The 18,992-nt window shown below is 68.5% G+C and carries 8 protein-coding genes; 4 read left to right on the top strand and 4 right to left on the bottom strand.

Annotated features, from left to right (window positions below; genetic code table 11):
* Window positions 1-71: 71 nt before the first annotated feature.
* Entirely contained in the window at window positions 72-1,688 is a 1,617-nt protein-coding gene (locus tag AC1MGT_RS12705) for a CehA/McbA family metallohydrolase (RefSeq protein WP_499500450.1), read from the bottom strand.
* A 1,040-nt stretch (window positions 1,689-2,728) separates the two neighbouring features.
* Between AC1MGT_RS12705 and AC1MGT_RS12700 the strand changes: the two genes are divergently transcribed.
* The 3 genes from AC1MGT_RS12700 to AC1MGT_RS12690 are packed head-to-tail and all read left to right on the top strand — an operon-like array spanning window position 2,729 to window position 6,954.
* On the top strand, window positions 2,729-5,059 hold the full coding sequence (locus AC1MGT_RS12700) for a GH92 family glycosyl hydrolase (RefSeq protein WP_499500449.1): 2,331 nt from the start codon (window positions 2,729-2,731) through the stop codon (window positions 5,057-5,059).
* Window positions 5,060-5,071: 12 nt separating this feature from the next.
* Window positions 5,072-6,061 carry a LacI family DNA-binding transcriptional regulator gene (locus tag AC1MGT_RS12695; protein WP_499500448.1) on the top strand — a complete coding sequence of 330 codons (990 nt, stop codon included), beginning with the start codon at window positions 5,072-5,074 and terminating at the stop codon, window positions 6,059-6,061.
* Window positions 6,058-6,954, top strand: coding sequence for a PfkB family carbohydrate kinase (locus tag AC1MGT_RS12690; protein WP_499500447.1), 897 nt, complete (start codon window positions 6,058-6,060; stop codon window positions 6,952-6,954). Before AC1MGT_RS12695 ends, AC1MGT_RS12690 begins: the two co-directional genes overlap by 4 nt.
* 18 nt (window positions 6,955-6,972) lie before the next feature.
* Here AC1MGT_RS12690 and AC1MGT_RS12685 read toward each other — a convergent pair whose 3' ends face one another.
* From AC1MGT_RS12685 to AC1MGT_RS12675, 3 genes are all read right to left on the bottom strand, one after another.
* Complete coding sequence (locus AC1MGT_RS12685) at window positions 6,973-8,127, bottom strand: sensor histidine kinase (RefSeq protein ID WP_499500446.1); 1,155 nt, start codon at window positions 8,125-8,127, stop codon at window positions 6,973-6,975.
* Between the two features lie 186 nt (window positions 8,128-8,313).
* Window positions 8,314-16,581 carry a GH36-type glycosyl hydrolase domain-containing protein gene (locus AC1MGT_RS12680; protein WP_499500445.1) on the bottom strand — a complete coding sequence of 2,756 codons (8,268 nt, stop codon included), beginning with the start codon at window positions 16,579-16,581 and terminating at the stop codon, window positions 8,314-8,316.
* A gap of 183 nt (window positions 16,582-16,764) precedes the next feature.
* Window positions 16,765-18,309 carry an aminotransferase class V-fold PLP-dependent enzyme gene (locus tag AC1MGT_RS12675; RefSeq protein WP_499500444.1) on the bottom strand — a complete coding sequence of 515 codons (1,545 nt, stop codon included), beginning with the start codon at window positions 18,307-18,309 and terminating at the stop codon, window positions 16,765-16,767.
* 149 nt (window positions 18,310-18,458) lie between these two features.
* Between AC1MGT_RS12675 and AC1MGT_RS12670 the strand changes: the two genes are divergently transcribed.
* On the top strand, window positions 18,459-18,944 hold the full coding sequence (locus AC1MGT_RS12670) for an Lrp/AsnC family transcriptional regulator (protein WP_183554394.1): 486 nt from the start codon (window positions 18,459-18,461) through the stop codon (window positions 18,942-18,944).
* Window positions 18,945-18,992: the final 48 nt, after the last annotated feature.

Here is an 18,992-nt window from a genome sequence, read left to right as displayed (position 1 = left end):
GCTGAAGGCGGGAGCAGAATAGCATGGGCGTCAGGCCGGCGAAAGCGTTGCCGGGCCACGCTGATCCAGTGTCAATACGCCAACACTGCCTGCGTGATCCACACCGGCGCGGACCACAGCATGTTGCCGTCGTCCTGCGTGACCTTCGCATAATAGAAGTGCGCGCCCGGCACCGGCGTGATCGTGGTCTCGGCCTGCTGCGACAGGCGCGTGACCTCGCCATTGCGGCCCGGGACGCCTTCCATGATCGCCACTGCCGCGACCTGCCGGCCAGCGGCGCTGGCGAAATTCGCGATCAAGGTGAGTGGCCCGCGGTTGGTGAACTGCGCGCCCATCACGTGGCCGTTGGCCGTCAACACCAGCTGGGACGTCTTGTCCATCGTCGCGAACACGCGGCGCGCCCTGAGTGCGTCGACCAGACTGGCGCGGTTCAGCGCGACGCCCGTTGGCAGCAGCACGCCCGTGCGGTTGCCGTACGACGCGCCCCAGTTGGCGCAGTGGTTGTCCTGGTTGGTGCTGAAGGCCAGCCGGTAGCCTGCTTCGAGCAGGCGGTTGCAGGCGCCTTCGAAACTGCTGCGGCGGGTTTCGGTCTCGGTCACATTGTTCGAAAACGCACTGGTGTTCATCACTTCGCACAGCACCATCGCGGCGCCGCCATCCTCGGTATAGGCAAGCGGCACGCCGCCCACCTGGAACTGGCCCGCTGGCGCCGGATGGTTGAACTGGCCCAGCCAGCCGCGCTGGCGCATCAGCGTGTACAACGCCGCGTAGTCGCTGCGTGGCGTGATCGTGTCGGCGAACGGCGCCCCATTGGCGTTCGTCTCCCAGCCCAGCAACTCGTCGCTGTTGAAGATATTGATATGGCCGCCCTTTTCGATGACGCCCCACTCGAGGCCATACAGCGCCAGAAAGCCCGGATGCTGCGCCGAGAACGTGCTGGCGGCGGCCAGGCCCGCGCGGTACAGGGCACGCGCGGCAGCCGGGTCGGCATCGGGCGCGCTGCCTGGCGAGCCGTCGAACATGTGGTTGTGTTCCGAAGCGACGAGGATGTCCAGGCCGCGTCCATGGGCATAAGCGAAGGCAGCGGCAGGTCCATACAGCGCCGACTGCGGCCGCTGGGCGCTTCGGCAGTTCGCGACGTCGGCGCCGCCGTCGCTGTGATTGGTCTGGCTGTGCAGATTGCCCAGGTAGACGGTATAGGGCAGCGCGGCGGACGCCGGCGCTGCCCCTGGCATGAAGGCGCCTGGCAGCGGTGCGAAAGCGGGCGTGGCCAGTGCACGCGGCGTGCCGACCGCGATCTCCCATTCCTGGTCGATTGCATCATGTTCCGCACGTTGCACCAGCGCGCGCAGGCGCACGCGATAGATGCCGTCCGGCGCCGGCTGCTTGCCCAGGCGCCCCGACCAGGGCACCGTCACCGTGATCTCGTCACCGGTCAGCGTCACCTGGCCGCGCCACTGCAAAACGGTCTGCCCGCCCGGCGCGCGCAGCTCGACGCGCCAATCGACATTGGCCGGCTGCGCCAAGCCGGGATACGCGAACGTCAGCGTGAACGTACGTGCCGCCTGCGCGCCAGATTGGAAAGGCGCATGCAGCGTGGCGTCGAATTCCTGGTGTTCGGCAGGACTGGCGCTGGCCTGGCTGCAGCACAACGACAGGACGAGGATGGGCAGATATGCAGTTTTCATGGTGACAAGCTTGCAACTTGCCCGCCCTGTCACCTTGCGCCATGCGTGCTACGGTTGTCATCCTGATCATGTTCATTGATGAGTTTCAAGCTTACATAGCCGGGGTCAGGTCTGACATTCAGACACGACCTCCATAGCCGGCATAGCCGGGGTCACTAGCCGGGGTCAGGTCTGACATTCAGACACGACCTCAGCTTTAGCCACTTTTAATGGTGTCTTGCCCAGGATTGCATGGCCCGGGGGTCACAGCCGGGGTCAGGTCTGACATTTAGACACGACCTCAGCCTTAGCCACGTTCAGTGGTAGCTCGCCCAGTATCAGCATGGCTCATTGCCAGCTAGTTCCAATAACGACTGTCGAGATCGTGTCCGAATGTCAGACCTGACCCCCGCTTTTGTTTACAGACACGACCTCAGCTTTAGCCACTTTTAATGGTGTCTTGCCCAGGATTGCATGGCCCGGGGGTCACAGCCGGGGTCAGGTCTGACATTTAGACACGACCTCAGCCTTAGCCACGTTCAGTGGTAGCTCGCTCAGTATCAGCATGGCTCATTGCCAGCTAGTTCCACTACCGACTGTCGAGATCGTGTCCGAATGTCAGACCTGACCCCCGCTTTTGTTTAATGGTGTCTTGCCCAGGATTGCATGGCCCGGGGGTCACAGCCGGGGTCAGGTCTGACATTTAGACACGACCTCAGCCTTAGCCACGTTCAGTGGTGGCTCGCCCAGTATCAGCATGGCTCATTGCCAGCTAGTTCCACTACCGACTGTCGAGATCGTGTCCGAATGTCAGACCTGACCCCCGCTTTTGCGGCCGTCGCGAAGATCGATCGCGCTAACCGGCCGAGATTGTTTAGTAAACTGGCTAAACAACTGAGTAAAATCCGGTAATGATTGCCGGGAAACCTGACTCCACCTATAACCTGTACACAGGCTCGAGCGCGCGCGTTGATGACATCGCCCGCGCGCTGGATGTGCCTCTGGCGCAGCGTATCAAGAACAGGCGGCGGGCTGTGCGCTCCCGCCACGTGGAGACACCAATGACAGCTCGTTTCAAGACCCAATCCCTTTCCTTCGCAGTCCTGTTTTTTAGTGCGGCGCCCTTGCAGGCGGCCGAACCGGGCTCCCCGGCCGCGGCGGTGAACGTCTTCATCGGCACTGGCGGCGACGGCCACACCTTCCCGGGCGCGAGCCGGCCGTTCGGGATGGTGCAGCTCAGTCCCGACACCCAGCACCGCCACTTCCGCCAGAGTTATCCGTGGGCCGCCGGCTACAACCACGGCGACGGCTCGATCCTCGGCTTCTCGCACACGCACTTCTCGGGCAGCGGCCACTCGGACCTGGGCGACGTGCTCCTGATGCCCTACAGCGGCGAAACCAAGCTGGAGCCGGGCTACCCCGAGCGACCGTTCTCGGGCTACCGCTCGCGCTTTTCGCACGACCAGGAACAGGCCGAACCCGGCTACTACGCGGTGCGCCTGAAAGACCATGACGTCGACGTCGAGCTGACCGCGAGCGAGCGTGTCGGCCTGCACCGCTACAAGTTCAAGGCCGGCGAGCCGGCCAAGGTGCTGCTCGACCTGCGCACCAGCATCTACAACTACGACGGCAAGAACCTGTGGTCGCGCCTGCGCATGCGCGACGCCAGCACCGTCACCGGCATGCGCGAAACGCGCGGCTGGGCGCCGGGCCGTCAGCTGTATTTCGCGATCCGGTTCTCGCGCCCGATCGACACGCGCCAGCTGCTCAATCGCGAAGAAGCCGTTGAGTACAAGGGCTTTGCCCAGCCGGGCAAGACGCCGGGCGACCGCGCGCTGGTCGAAGGCAAGGCGCTGATGGGCGACTTCAGTTTCGGCGTGCCGGCTGACGGCACCCTGTTGGTAAAGGTCGCGCTCTCGCCCGTCAGCGAAGACAATGCGATTGCCAACCTGGCCGAGATGCCGGGCTGGGATTTCGACGCCGAACGCCGCCGCGCCGGCAAGGCCTGGGACGAGGCGCTGGGCGCCGTCAAGGTCGACGCACCGGCGCCAATGCGCACGCAGTTCTACACGGCGCTGTACCACACGATGCTCGCGCCGTCGCTGTTCATGGACCTCGACGGCAGCTACCGTGGCCCGGACAACGCGGTGCACAAGGCCAGGGACTTCCGCTTCCACTCGACGTTCTCGCTGTGGGACACCTACCGCGCGCTGCACCCGCTGCTCACGATCGTCGCGCCCGAACAGCGCAGCGCCGACTTCGTCAACTCGCTGATCGCCTCGCAGCAGCACAGCCCCTACGGCGTGCTGCCGGTGTGGCAGTTCCACGGCCTGGAAACCTGGACCATGATCGGCTACCACGCGGTGCCCGTGATCGCCGACGCCTACATGAAGGGCATCCGCGGCTTCGACGCCGACAAGGCCCTGGCCGCGATGACCGCCAGCGCCGAATACGGCCCATACGGCGGGCTGGAACACTATATGAAGCTGGGCTACGTGCCGATCGACCTCGAAAAGGAAGCGGCCTCCAAGACCGTCGAATACGCCTACGACGACTGGACCATCGCGCGCATGGCCGAAAAAATGGGCAAGAAGGATGTCGCCGCGCGCTACTACCGGCGCGCCCAGAACTACCGCAACGTGTTCGACAAGGACACGGGCTTCATCCGCGCCCGCAAATCCACCGGTGAATTCCGCACCCCGTTCGATCCGGCGCAATCCAACTTCGGCAGCGACTACACCGAGGGCAGCGCATGGCAGTATTCCTGGTACATGCCGCACGATAACGCGGGCCTGATCGGCTTCCTGGGCGGCGACGCACAGCTCGTGGCAAAGATGGACGAAGTCTTCGACGCCAAGGTCGACGATAACCTGTACGCGCACATGGAAGACATCTCGGGCCTGATCGGCCACTACGCCCACGGCAACGAGCCGTCGCACCACGTCGCCTACCTGTACAACTACGCCGGCGCGCCGTGGCGCACGCAGGAACGCCTGGCCAATATCATGGCCACGCAGTACAGCGACAAGCCCGATGGCCTGTCGGGCAACGACGATCTGGGCCAGATGTCGGCCTGGTTCGCGTTCACGGCACTGGGCTTCTATCCGGTCGCCCCGGGAAGCAACGAGTACGTGATCGGCCGCCCGTTCCTCGACAAGGCGACGCTGAACCTGCCGAACGGGAAGCGCTTCACCGTGCGCGCCGAGAACCTGTCGGCCACCAACGGCTATGTCGGGCGCGTGACCCTGAACGGCAAGCCGCTCGCGCGCACCTTCCTGCGCCACCAGGACATCATGGCCGGCGGCGAACTCGTATTCACGATGCAGGCCACGCCGAACAAGGACTGGGGCACGGCGAAAGACGCGCGCCCGTACACGCAGACCGCGTACTGACCGGCGCTCTAGATGGCCGTGACGATCCGCGACATTGCCCGTGCCACCGGCTACTCGATCGGCACGGTCTCGCGCGCGCTGAAAAACCAGGAAGGCCTGGCCGGCGAGACGCGCACGCGCATCTGCGCCACGGCGCGCGAGCTGGGATACGACGTCGGCAATCTGCGCCAGAGCGAGATTCGCCGCGTCGCCTTTCTGCTGCACCGCCAGCACAACACGCAATCGGCCAGCCCGTTCTACCTGCCGGTGCTGCACGGGGCCGAGGATGCCTGCCGCAAGCACGGCATCGCGCTGTCGTTCGTCGTGGTCGGTCCGGCCGAGCCGATGCTGGATCTCGTGCGCCTGCACCAGCCGGACGCGCTGCTGTGCGCCGGCTTTTTTGAGCCGGAACTGGTGGCCGCGCTGCGCGACACCGGCAAGCCGCTGGTACTGCTCGACATGCGCCTGCCCGGCTACCGCTCGGTCAATCCCGACCATGCGCTGGGCGGTTACCTGGCCACGCAGCACCTGCTCGCGCTGGGACGGCGCCGCATCGCCATGCTTACCGGCCCGCTGTCGCATCACAGCATCAGCGAGCGCTATCGGGGCTTTCGCAAGGCCCTGTTCGAGGCGCGCATGCTGGCCGATCCCGACCTTGAAATCCAGCTGCCCAGCATCGGCGACACCCAGGACAATCTGCACGGGGCGGTCGACACCCTGCTGGCGCGCGAACCGCGGCCCGATGCGCTGTTCTGCTACAACGACAGCGCCGCACTGGCGGCCATGCGCCACTGCCTGGCGCGCGGCCTGAAGGTCCCGCACGACATCGCGATCGTCGGCTTCGACGACATCAGCGCCGCCGCGGCCGCGGTGCCGCCGCTCTCGAGCATCAATATCGACAAGGATCTGCTGGGCCGGATGGGCGTGGACCTGTTGCTGGACAAGACCGCCACGTCCGGCCTCGAACAGACACTCACGGTGCAGCTGATGGTCCGCGCAAGCAGCACGGGAGAGGCGCGATGACCAGGCCCGCAGCCATCCTCTGCGCGGGCGAAGCGCTGGCCGACCTGCTGCACCAGGACGGCGACACATGGCGCAGCCACGCTGGCGGCTCGACCTGGAACGTGGCGCGGGCACTGGCCGCGCTGGGCGTCGCCAGCGGTTTCGCCGGCGCCATCAGCCGTTGCATGGCCGGCGATGCGCTGTGGCGCGCCAGCGAAGCGGCGGGCCTGGACCTGCGCTACCTGCAGCGGGCCGCCACGCCGCCGCACGACGTCGTCAGCGGCGACGTTGCAGCGAACCTGCATTTCGACGTGACGATGATGCCGCCCGGTTGGCCGCACGAAGTGCGGTGGCTGCACTTCGGCGGCACCAGCCTGGCGCGTGGACCGCTCGACCTCGCGCTGATCGCGCTGGCCGAACAGGCGAAAGCGCATGGGCTGCGCATCAGTTATGACCCGCACTGGCGCAACCTGATGGGGCCAGCCTACGACGCGACGCTGCGGCGCATGACCGAACTGGCCGACGTCATCAAGGTGGCCGACGACGACCTGCGCGCGCTGTTTCGCAGCCACGACACGCTTGGCTCGCTGGAGCGTCTGCGCGCGCGCAATCCGGCGGCGCTGGTGCTGCTCACACGCGGCGCCGGCGGCGCGTCGCTGTATCACGGCGCGCAGACATGGCATGCGCAGGCGCCCGTCGTTGACGTCGCCGATGTGGTCGATACGCTGGGCGCGGACGATGCAGGGATGGCCGGGCTGATTTATTCGCTGCAGCAGTGGCCCGATGCAGGCATGGCTGCGCACCTGGCGTTTGCGGTGGCGGCGGGCAGCGCCGCAGGTCGGGTGGCGGGAGCGCACGCGCCCGACCTCGGCGCCGTCCGGGCGCTGCTAGGCAGGGTCGCAGTCATCTGCTGAACGCGCCCTGCGACGGGATCACGCCGAGGCGGCGCACTGGGCGCTGTCGCCCACAAAAGGACGGCAGTCGACGGGGATGTCGATCAGGAACGTCGTGCCCAGTTCGGGCGAGCTGTCGACCGACACGCTGCCGCCGTGGCTTTCGCCCACGGCCTTGACGAACGGCAGGCCGATGCCCCAGCCGGTAGCCGAGAACGGCCCCGTTTCGCGGCGCAGGTACTCGAAGATCCGGTTGTGCTGCTCTTCAGGAATCGCGTTGCCTTCGTTGTGAACGCTCACCATCAGTCGTCCGCGCGTCTGGTGCGCCCTGATGCTGACGGTGCCGCCGTCGCCATACTTGATCGCATTGTTGACGAGATTTTCCAGTGCGCGCCAGAGCGAGGCGCGGCACCAGTGGCCCGTGACCGGCTCGCCGGCCACGTCAACGACAACCTGCGTGCCATGCTGGCCGTGCCCGTATTGCTCGCCCAGTTCGCGCGTCAGTCCCTGGATATCGAAGTGCGTCAGGTGCAACGGGATCTTCGCCGCGCCCTGGAACGTCAGCGCGTCGAGCAGTTCGGCCATCATCTCGTTGAGGCGGTCGGCGTTGGTGCCGATCCGGGCGGCGACGTTTTTCACCTGCGCCCAGTCAGCCGTCATCGACATGAGCTGCGCGCCATGCGCGACCACCGACAGCGGCGTGCGCATGTCGTGCGACAGCGCGGCCGCCATTTTGTGCCGCAGATCTTCGTGAATCTGTGTAAACGAGCGCACCGCTTCGCGCATGGCGGCATTGATCGATGCGTCGATGATGCGCCAGTGGTCGTCGTCCAGGACCACCCTGCCCTTGGCCACGACCGCAATCGACTCGCGCAGGATCTGGTATTCGTGGACCACCTGGTCGGGGCCGAACGGCGTCATGCGGGCGCGCTCGGTCCCGTGCACGCTTGCCGAATTGTTGCCGCTCGCAGCCTGCGTGCGCGGATGGTCCGGGCTCAGGGCTTCGGCGATATTGTCGAAAAACGCCGGCAGCGTGTTGGTCAGCACGGGCCGCAGCAGATTTTGAGCGCCGTCGACGCGCGCGCGCACTTCCCGTTCCCAGCGGTCCATGACGGCGTCGCGGATGGAAATGAATTGCAACCCGGTGGGCGAAATACCGTGGCGGTCAACATTCTGGTCAGTGGCTAGTGTCATGCGGTCGTCAGTGTCAGGGCCGTACGCGGCATGCGCGATCGGTCACGAATAAGGGAAGATCAACGGCGATCAGGGGCCGTTCCCGAATTATATAGCGCAAGCCAATTCGCACCGCGCGGCCGGCCTCCGCACCCGGCGAATTTCAGCGCCGGCTGTGGCTGGGCCGCCACGCACCGCACGCTGGCCCTAGGCGCCGGCCGGCGTCCCCGCGATCCACAGCTCCACCCGGTGATCGCGCCGGTCATCCTGCAGTTCGAACGTCCAGTCAGGGCATGGCTGGCCATCGAGCAGCAGGCCTTCCATCCCGTCGCCCCCATGCACCGTGATCTCGTAGAACGCGCTGTGATAACGATAGCGCAGGCTGAAACCTTCCCAGCCCGGTGCCAGGTGCGGCGTCAGGTGCAGGCGCGCGCCGTTGCGCTCCATGCCCAGCAGTGCTTCGATCGCCAGCAGCCAGGTGGCCCCGGCCGAGGGGGTGTGCAAGCCGCCGATGGCACGGCCGATGTGCGGCGCCACCGTGCGCACGCCGCCCGCCAGGAAGTATGGCGGCGCGCCGTGATCGGCCGTGCGATCCGGACCCAGGCCCGGCGCCAGCGGATCGAGCATGCCGGCCAGTTGCCACGCGCGGCCGGCATCGCCCAGCCGCGCAAAGCCCGTCGCCGCCAGCGCGACGGCGCCGTGGTCCTGGCCGGGGCTGGCCACGACGCGCTCGCTCCAGTGCCCGTCGACCGCCGGATCGCACAGCAGCGTGACGCCGTGCGCCTCATCGACCAGGCGCAGCGCTGCGGCGCGCAGCGCGGCCGCACCGTGTTCGGCGTCGGCCTGCACTGCCCAGCCCTGGGTCGACAACTCGACGCGGCAAGCGGCGTTGGCGATCGAACCGAGTGCATTGCGGCTGTCCAGCCACGTCCAGCGGTACCAGTCGCCGTCCCAGCCGTGTTCTTCGCACTGCGCCCTGAGCGCCAGCGCGGCGCCGCGGCAGGTGGTGGCAAAACCGAAGTCGCCGCGCCGGTCCGCCACGTCGGCAAAGCGCTGCAGCACGGTGGCCATGAAAAAGCCCGTGCGCACGCTTTCGACACGGCCCGTCCCATCGTCGTCGTGCAGGCGCGCCGCTGCCAGCGGCAGGCCGCGCTGGCCGAAGCGCAGGCAGCCGCGCAGGCCGTGCACGCAGTGCTGGTACAGGTCGTCACCGGCGGCCAGCCGTGTTGCGTCGCCGGGATCGGCGCCGAATGGCAGCACGGCCAGCAGTGCGGAGTCGCCCGTGACGGCCAAGTAGCGCGTCAGCACATGGGGCAGCCACAGGAAATCGTCGACCGCAGGAGCCGGCAGGTTGGACTGCGCCGTGGCGAAGTCGCGCGCCGCCTGCAGCAACGCGTCGCGCAGCAGCTCAGGCCGGGCATGCACGCTGGCGAGCAGCGACTGCAGGCGCGTGGCGGGACAACGCTCGCCCCACGCCGCGCTGATCGCCTGATACGGCAGCCAGGTGTTCACGCGCAGGTCGAGCGATGCGGCGGGCGAGTGCAGTTGCACCGCTCCGAGCGTGCCATTCCACCAGGTGTGCAGGCGCTCCCACGCGGCAGCGGCGGCGCGCGCACCACCGTGCAGTTGCACCTCGCGGCTGGCGTCGAGCGTGCCGGGACCGGCCACGCCCAGCACGAACACCAGTTCGCGTTCCTCACCCGGCGCCAGCGTGATCGCCGTTTGCAGGGCCGCGCATGGCGTGCGCCCCGCACCGCTGGCGCCGGACAGGCTGCTGCGGCCCAGCGCCGCCGGCTGCGCGATGCTGCCCTGGCGGCCGATGAATTCGTCGCGGTCGCAGGTTGCGGCGACGTCTTCGGCGTCGACATGGAAGAACCCCACCTGGTCGCGGAAGTCGTCACTGAACGCATTGCGCGCGAACAGCGCGCCGCTGGCCAGGTCGATGCCGGTGACGACCTGCAGGCCGGGCGTGGCGTCGACGCTGTCGAGCTGCCATGCCACGAATCCGGTCACGCTCAGGCGCCGCGGCGCATCGCTGTCGTTGCGCAGCCGGAGCACGCTGTATTTGATGGGGACATCCGGCGCCACGAAGCAGCGCAGCGCCGAATGAATGCCATGCGCGCCGTGTTCGAACACGGTGTAGCCGACGCCGTGCCGGGTCAGGTAGGGTTCCGGCGATGGCGCCGGCCACGGCGTGGGCGACCAGAAGGCACCGCTGTCTTCGTCGCGCAGGTAGAACGCTTCGCCATCCTGCGGGGCGACATCGTCGCTGCCGGCGCTCAGGCGCGCAGCGCGCGTGCCGCTCCAGGTGACCGCATGGCCCCGTTCCGAGACCACCGATCCAAAGCCGGGATTGGCCAGCAGGTTGGCCCAGGGCGCCTGCGGCACCGGCACTGCAGCGTTGCTGCGCACCTCGTATTCGCGGCCATCGGGCGTGAAGCCGCCGATGCCGTTGTCGAACAGGCGTTCGGGCTGCACGGTGGGCAGTGCTTCCGTCATCCACGGCGTGGTCGCGCCAGCCACCAGTGGCGACGGCAAGGCGGCGCCGGGCCGCGCGGCGCGGCGCAACTGGTCGGCCAGGTCGCCCCGGCCGGACAGCAGCAGCACGCTTGCGCTCGAGCGCAGCAGGATGCGGTCTTCTTGCGCGACGTCTTCGCGCAGGAACAGGTGTACGCCGCCCGGCGCATCGAAGGTATCGGGGTCCACCAGCGCCATCGCCAGCGTCATCACCCCCTCGCGCACGGCGCGGCTGTCACACAGCACCAGGAGGTCGACCGCGAAGCCGCGGTTGCGCCAGTAGGTATGTGCCTGCAGCACCTGGCGCGCCAGGCCGGTATCCGGGCCGTCGGCTAGCTGGAGCAGCAGCACCGGCTGCACGCCATCGATGCCGTATGCGAGCAGGTCGGCGCGGCCGCGCACATTGCGCGCGATGACGGCCGGGTCGGCACGCAGGGCCGGTACCGGCTGCAGCAGGCAGCCGGCCAGGCGGTTGCACAGCTGCGCATCGGCTTCGCTCACGTCCATGCGGCGCAGGAAGGCCTGGGCCTGGGTCCAGGCCGCGTCGATCGCGCGGTCGACCGCATGGCCGGCGCTGTAGCGGGCCGCCAGTTCACGCGCCATCGCCCGGCTGGCGGCAACGCCCAGCACCAGGTCGACGGTGATCTCTTGTTGCGGCGCCAGCGTGACGGTGCGGCGCAAGGCCAGCAACGCGTCATCCGGTTCGGCGACAAGGCCCGGCAGCGCGCCGCCGGCGCCGATGGCCTGGGGCGCGCGCAAATCGTGGCCACGGCCGATGAAGCGCGCGCGGTCCGTTTCCACCGTCACGGCAGGCGCGATGTCGCGTACTGCCATGCGGTGCATGACGACAGGCGCATCGGCCGCCGTGACGCACAGCAGGCTGTCGTGCGGGGTGTCGAATTCGATCATGATGTGACTGCGGCCGCCCGGCTCGAGCGCCGGTCCGGCCAGCGCCACGCTGCTGGTCAGCTCCAGCGTCAGCGGCTGCAGGCCATGATTGACGATGCGGATGCGGCGCAGCTCGACGTCGTCGTCCGGCGCCACCACGATATCGGTGTGCATGGCCAGCCCGTTATCCAGGCAGCGCACGCTGGCCCGGCCCTCGGAGAACACCGTTTCGCGCTCGCTCTCTGGCAACAGGCCCGGCCAGACCTGGCCGGATGCGACGTCGCGCACATGGCACGTCAAACCGGTGTCGCCGATGCCGTTGCGGGTGATCTGTTTATCATCCCAGCGGCTGGCGCCAGTGCCATCGCTGGCCACGACCAGGTGATAGCGGCCATTGGACAGCAGCTGAACTTCGGGCAGCACCGGGGGCTCGCTCCCGATGACGCGCGCATACGGGCGCGCCGTCACGCTCTGGCTGGCGGTCGCCGCGCCGGTGTAGCGACGTTCGGCAGCCGCGCCGGAGACCGGCACCGGTTCTTGCAGCAAGGGCAGCGCGGCCCGGAATTCGGGATCGCGGCAGAAGCGGCGCTGCATCGGTTCGCCCAGCAGATGGCGGGCCAACGCGAGCAGCAGCATCGCCTGATGCCGCGCAGCGTATGCGCGCACGACGACCTGGCGCTCGCCCTGCGGCAAACGGGCCGGCGCATAGTCGAGTGCTTCATACAATCCGAGTTCGCCCAGCATGCCTTGCGCCGCAAAAGCGCGCAGATTGGTGCTGGCCAGGCCCGGCGTCACGCCCAGCGCCAGCGCGGCAGCGTACGGCGCTGCCACCAGATCGTCATCACGCTGGCGCTGCAGCGCCGCGGCGGGCAAGCCGAACTGGCCCGACCGGTAGCGCGCGGCGGCATCCACGGCATTGCAACGGGATGGCGAAAAGCCCCACAGCACGTCCCTGCTTTTGGCGTGTGCAGCCTGGGCGCGCACCAGCGCGCGGGCGGCGGCGTCGAGCAGCGTGTCGCGCCAGACCGGCATCCAGAGTTGCGGCGCCAGCACATCGGCCATGGCGCCACGGCGCGACAGCAGCAGCGTGCTGCCGCCAGCCATGCGCTGCGGGCGACCGAGCGACCACCACTGCTGCTGCGGCAGCTGGTCCTGGGCCACGGCGGCAAAACTGGCCATGCGCGACTCCGACGCCAGCAAGTCGCAACTGTCGCTGTCCAGACGCTTTTCGCGCACGTGGTAGCCGGCGGCCAGCTGGCCAGTGGCGGGATCGACCAGCGCGCCGAAGTCCATGCGCGCGGCGTCGCGCGCCGCAGCGGCCAGGGCGGTCAGCCGCTCGATACGTTCCTGCGCGCAAGCGCGGCCCGCCCCCACCAGGACAGCCAGGCCGGCGCCACCCGTTGCCGGGGCGTCGAGCTGCGGCAGTTCGCGCAGTGTCGGGATCCGGGTCAGGCTAGCGCCGAGGACGTATTCCTGAACGGCGCGCATCCACGGCGCCAGCGCGTACAGGTCGTCCAGCTGCGCGGCGCAGCCAGCATGCAGCCGCTCGACCCAGGCGACCAGCGCCGGCTCTGCCGCCGCATCCTCGGGCAGACTGGCCATCAGGCGTTCGGCATTGGCCAGCGCCAGGCGCAGGCAATCGGCAAGGCCCGGCAGCGTATCGAGAGCGCGGCAGCGTTCGGGCGCCAGTGCGCCATCCATCTCGTCCAGCGCATCCAGGAACGACGCTGGCGCACCGTGCGCGTGCTCGCGCACGACCAGCAGCGTGGCGCGGATGCCGTCCGGCGCAGCGCCGGCGATTGGCTGATCAAGCACTTCGTCCATGCCGACAGCAAAGGTGCGCAGCGCCAGCACCAGGCTGCCGCTCGCGGCGGTATCGACATGATGTGGCTCGAGCGGGGCCAGCGTGGCGCCGTCATACCACTGCAGCAGATGGCCGTTCCACCGTTCGAGCAGCGCCAGCGAGGAGAACGCGCGCTCGCTGCGTTCGAGCATGCCCCCCAGTGGCAGGAAGCCGAAGTCGCGCGCGCTCAGCGTGGCCAGCAGGCCAAGGCCGATCCCGTCGGGCGAGACCCGTCCATCGACCGCGGGCTCGGGATGTTCGAGCACGGCGTGCGGCGCCAGCCCATGGCCATCGGCGCCGTGGCGTTCGAAGAAGCCCCAGGTGCGGCGCGCCAGCGCGCGCAAGAATTGATCCTGTACCGGCGCGAGGCGCGCGCTGCGGCGGGTCACCTGGCCCGTCCACCAGGCCAGCACCGGCGACAGGAACCACACCAGCAGCATCGGGGCCGTGGCGAACAAGGCATAGGGATTGGCAAAACTCACCAGCATGGCAGTACCCATCGCCAGCAGCGGCGGGAACCACATGGCGCGGCCGCTGATTTCCAGCGAATGGCCAGGGACTGCCCCCGCCTGCGTATCGAGCAGGCCGCGCTGCGTCACGTGCCGGCGCCACAGGCCCCGCACGAGGGCATGGGCATCGACCAGCGCCGCATGCGGCAGGAAGGCAGCCCACAAGGCGCTGCGCGTGAGCGTCAGGCGCGCGCCGCGCACCCAGCCGTCCATGTGCTGGCGCCATGGTGCGTCGAGCGGCCGGTCTCCCAGCGCCACCAGCATGCCCACCAGCGCCGGCACGAACACGACCGCCAGCACCGCCGCGGTCCAGAACACGGGCGCGGCCAGCAGGCTCCAGCACAGGATCAGCAAGGCGAGGGATGCCGGTGCGACGAGACTCGCGCGCAGCTGGTCGAACAGCATCCAGCGCGCAGGCGCGTACTCGAGGTAATCGGGACCGCGACCGAGGCGCTGCACCGATTGCCAGGCCGCGCGCACGGCGCGGTGCCGGCGCAGCATGTACTCGCCATAGCTGGACGGGCGCAGTGCGTCCACGCGCAGGTCCGCCACGCGACCGGCGCGCAGGCGATCGCGCTCGACGGCACCGGGCCAGGCACGCCCGTCATCGCGCACGACGTCGCCGCAGGCGCGGCGCCAGGCATCGACATCATGGATCGCGACCCAGCCGTAGCGCGCATCCAGCGCGGCCCCGCCCATGCGGGCAAAGCGCGGCGCGCGATGGCCCGGTGGCGCGGGACCACGTGCGGGCAGCAGCATGCCGTGCCCTTCGAGCACGCGGCCACTGTCATCCTGCACCGGCAGGTGCAGCGGGTGCGCCATCGCGGCCACCAGGCTGCGCGCCGCGTCGCGCGGCAGGCCGGCATTGGCGTCCAGTGCAATCACGTAGCGCATCGCGGCGCCCGCGCCGGTATTGCCGGCGGTGAGCAAAAAGCGCTCGCGCGCGCCGCACAGCCAGGCATTCAGGTCGGCGATCTGGCCGCGCTGGCGTTCCTGGCCGATCCAGGCTTGCTGGTCGACGCTGCGGGTGCGTGGCCGCACCAAGAGCATGAATGGCCCGTCACCGTCAGGGGCATACCTGGCATTCAGGGTCTCGATGGCAGTGCGTGCCTGCGCCAGCGATGCGTCGTCCGTCGGCAGGGTTTCGCTGGCGGCGTCGGGCAGGTCGAGCAGCAGGCAAAAGCGCAGGTTCGGGTCGCGGTTGCCAAGGTAGCGCACCTCGAGCTCTTCGCGCAGCCGTTCGGTCGCGGCAGCGTCGCCCGCTTGCGCGCAGACGGCGACGACGGTGCGGCAGGTGTCGGGAATGCCGGCGCTGAAATCCATGCGTGGCGTGGTGACAGGCGGGATGCGCCAGCGTTCCATCATGCGCACCAGGGACAGCGCCAAGGCGCTGGCCCCCGGCAGCGCCAGCAGGCCAATCAGCGCCAGCAACCAGGCGCCGGCATCGCCCTGGCGTGCGTGCACGAGGATGGCAATCGTCAGCAGCAGTGTCAGGACTGCGGTTGCGCCGATGCGCGTGGCAACCGGCGCCTTCTGCGCCAGGGACGGCAGGTAGTGGCCGACGTGGCGGGTGCGCACGTCCAGGCCACCTTCGCCTGGCGCGCGGTGCGTGCCGGCCAGTGTCAGCGCGTCGCGCGCGACCTCGACTTCGTCAACCTTGGCAGCCCGGGCGCGGCGCGCAATGGCGTGCCGGTAGCTGTCGCGGGTGGCGCCGTCCATGGCGGCGTAACTGCCATCAGGGTCGGTGCGCAGCAGCGCGTCGACCGCGCCGTGCGCCTCGGCGAAGGCGCGCCAGTCGATCCCGCCCAGCAGGCGCAGGCTGGCCAGCGTGTTGCCGGCCGAGATGGCATCCTCGGCCTGTTCGCTGTGTTCGCGCTGCGCGTGCTGCGCGATGCTGCTGTCGCCATCGGCCAGGCGCGCGTCGAGCCAGTCCAGTACCTGGCTCACGGCGCCGCCGCGGCCGTGCAGGCGCCGCGCCAGTTCGGCGATGAAACTGTCGTTGGCCTCGACGCTGCGCATCATGTCGGCCACCAGCAGGATCAGGTCACCGGGCCGCGTCTCGGCCGTGTCCAGCAGGCGCACGGCCCACCCGGCTGCCTGCTCATGCGCGGCGCAGGCGCGCGCCGCGCGCGCAGCCAGGCGCCGCAGGTTGTCGATCAGGGCCAGGCGCAGGAGCGCCGGCAGCGCATCCAGTTCGGCGATGCGCAGCGCTGCGCTTTGCGAGCCTTCCTGGTAAGCGGCCACGAACAACGCCAGTTCCCCGGCGTCGATGCGGCCATCGCCATGTGCGACCACATCGAGCACCAGGCGCCAGGCGCGCACGGCGCCATCCGCGGCCAGTGTCGGCAAGGTCGCGGCCACCGGCCGCAAGCCGGCGCGCACCAGGCGCACCTGGGCGTCGAGCAGATGGTGCTGGTCGAGCAGGCGCGCGCCGGCAGGCGGCAGCGCGAAGCCGGCGCGGGCTGCCTCGTCGAGCGCGTCGCACGAAGCGGCGATGGCGTCGGCATCCGTACCCAGGAGTGTGCGCAGGGCGTGGGCGCCGCCCTTGCCGGCCGTGGTGGGTTGCAGTACGTGGCGCGCCGCCAACTGGCGTGCGTGTTCCGCGCGCTGGAGCGCGCCGAGAGGTGCTGCGCGCCATGGCGCATCGTCGCCGGTCGCGCGCGCCGCATCATGCGGCGTGCGCTGCCCGGCGGGCAGGTTGTGGTTCTTGACGTTCAACGGGGCCTCGGGACTGAGCGTGCGCAGCAGACCGCTGGAGCACAGTGGCGTCCGGGACGGATCAGGGCAGAAAACGCTGAGCGCGCACGGCTGATCTCATGCTAGGCAAAGACCAGCGTCGTTACTGTGCGCTGACGAACACACCCCACCGATGCCCGGGCATCGGGGCCATCCTACCCGAGATCAGATAACGAGCGCGAATCCGCCCACCAGTGACCAGGCGCCCGAATGGCCCATGGCGCGCAAGGCTTGCGCCGCGCGGGCACTGCGTGCGCCGCTGCGGCAGACGAACAGCAGCGGCGCCGTCGCGCCCAGCCACTGGGGCGCCTCGTCGGCAACGCACGCCAGCGGCACGTTGCGTACCGTGTGGCCGTGCAGGCAGACCGTACCCACACCTGCACCTGCAACACTGTGCTCGCGCAGGTCGCGCACGTCGATCACGATCGCGTCCGGATGCGCAGCGAGCCAGTCACGGGCAGTATCGGCGGGCACCAGCATTGCGCTGTCGATGGCGCCATCAATCGCCGGTTCGGCGCCTGCCACAGGCATCGGCGCGGCCAGCGCCGCGCCGCAGCGCGCGATGCGCTCACAGGCCAGATCGAGCGACGCGTCGTCAAGCAGCGCGCCAAACGACAGGCGCACCGCCGCCGCGCTGCGCCAGGCCGGCACGCCCATCGCATCGAGCACGTAACTCGACCCGGCCTTCCCCGCCGAACACGCCGAGCCGGCGCTGACGCGCATGCCGGCGGCATCGAACAGGTCGAGCAGCGTGGCGCTGGCCACATCCGGCACCGAAAAATTGATGGTTGTGGAAAGCGACTGCGCCAGGGGCGCATTGAACACGATGCCGGGCAAGGACCCTTCGAGCGCCGCCACCAGGCGCGCGCGGCACGCCAGCAGCGAGGCGCCGTCGCGGAACGTGTCGCCCCGCTCCAGCGCGGAGAACACGGCCCCCAGCGCCGCAATGCCGGCCATGTTTTCGGTGCCGGAACGCTGGCCATCCTCTTGCCCGCCGCCGCACATCAGCGGCGTGTAGGGCGCGCCGCGGCGCACGTACAGCATGCCGATGCCTTTCGGCGCATACAGCTTGTGCCCCGAGAACGGCGCGTAGTCGATACGGCTCGCGGCCAAGTCGAGCGGGAGCTTGCCCAGCGCCTGCACGCAATCGACCAGCCACAGTGCGTCGCTGCCGGCATCGCGCAACACTGCCTCGATGCCGCGCAGGTCGGACACGACGCCCGTTTCATTGTTCGCCGCCATCGTGCACACCAGCACTGCGCGTGGCGCCAGCGCGCGCAGTACATCGAGCCGGTGGCGGCCATCGCCATCGACCGGCAGCATGCGCAGCTCGAGGTCCGTGCCCAGCAGCCGGTTCCAGTGCGCCAGACTTTCGGGTATCGCCTTGTGCTCGGTGGCGCCGATCAGGACGATGTCGCCACAGGCTTCACCACGCGCGCGCCGTTCCCGCACCGCGCACAGGGCCGAGAGCACGGCCGTCTGGATGCCTTCGGTGGCGCCGCTGTTGAACATCAAGCGGCCGTCCCCGGCGCCGACCACCCGGCCCGCACTGGCGCGCACGCTCTCGCGCAGCGCCCGGGCGCGCAGGCCCGTTGCATGGCTGCTGCTCGGATTGCCGAAGCCGTCCTGCATGGCGGCCATGGCGGCGGCAGCGGCGGCGGGCAATACCGGGGACGTGGCATTGGTGTCGAGGTAAATTTCGGTCTGCATGAATAGGTGCCAAAAATATAAAAAAGGTGTCGCACAACATGTTATTGTCCAGTAATATGGTACGAGCTAAAGACGGTCAATACGTCCTAAACTTTCTGGTTTTCAATCAAACAGTAGGATAATTATTCTTATAATCAGCAATGCGGAATATGAATTCACTCGACAAGTTTGATTGCGCGATCCTCGCTGCCCTGCAGGCGGATGCCACTTTGTCCATTTCGGGCCTGAGCGAAAAGGTGGGCTTGTCCAGCACGCCTTGCTGGAAACGCGTCAAGCGCCTGGAAGAAGAAGGCTTCATCGAAAGCCGCGTCAGCATCGTCAATCGCGAAAAGGTCGGCTTGCCGGTCACCGTGTTCGTCAGCGTCAAGACCCCCGAGCACGATGAAAAATGGCTGGCGCGCTTTGCCGCTGCCGTGATCGCGCTGCCCGAGGTGCTGGAATTCCATCGCATGAGCGGCGACGTCGATTACCTGCTCAAGGTCGTCACCACCGATATCGCCGGCTACGACCGCTTCTATAAAAAGCTGATCAAGACCGCGCGCCTGACCGGTGTGTCGTCGGCGTTCTCGATGGAACAGATCAAGTCCACCACCGCCCTGCCCCTCGAACTGATCTCGCACGGCACGCCAGCCTGAGTCTTTACAGGCGTCGTGCGCTTTCGCCGCGCGCCCGAATCGTGCGAT

The organism is Telluria sp. BA11, from assembly GCF_056680305.1.
Note: the sequence above shows the minus strand (reverse complement) of the source record. Positions and strands in the feature narration are given on the sequence as shown.

Excerpts from the sequence above, each read along its gene's own strand:
- AC1MGT_RS12690 (WP_499500447.1), top strand. The coding sequence starts at position 6,058 with ATGACCAGGCCCGCAGCCATCCTCTGCGCGGGCGAAGCGCTGGCCGAC.
- AC1MGT_RS12695 (WP_499500448.1), top strand. The coding sequence starts at position 5,072 with ATGGCCGTGACGATCCGCGACATTGCCCGTGCCACCGGCTACTCGATC.
- AC1MGT_RS12675 (WP_499500444.1), bottom strand. The coding sequence starts at position 18,309 with ATGCAGACCGAAATTTACCTCGACACCAATGCCACGTCCCCGGTATTG.
- AC1MGT_RS12670 (WP_183554394.1), top strand. The coding sequence starts at position 18,459 with ATGAATTCACTCGACAAGTTTGATTGCGCGATCCTCGCTGCCCTGCAG.
- AC1MGT_RS12705 (WP_499500450.1), bottom strand. The coding sequence starts at position 1,688 with ATGAAAACTGCATATCTGCCCATCCTCGTCCTGTCGTTGTGCTGCAGC.
- AC1MGT_RS12685 (WP_499500446.1), bottom strand. The coding sequence starts at position 8,127 with ATGACACTAGCCACTGACCAGAATGTTGACCGCCACGGTATTTCGCCC.
- AC1MGT_RS12700 (WP_499500449.1), top strand. The coding sequence starts at position 2,729 with ATGACAGCTCGTTTCAAGACCCAATCCCTTTCCTTCGCAGTCCTGTTT.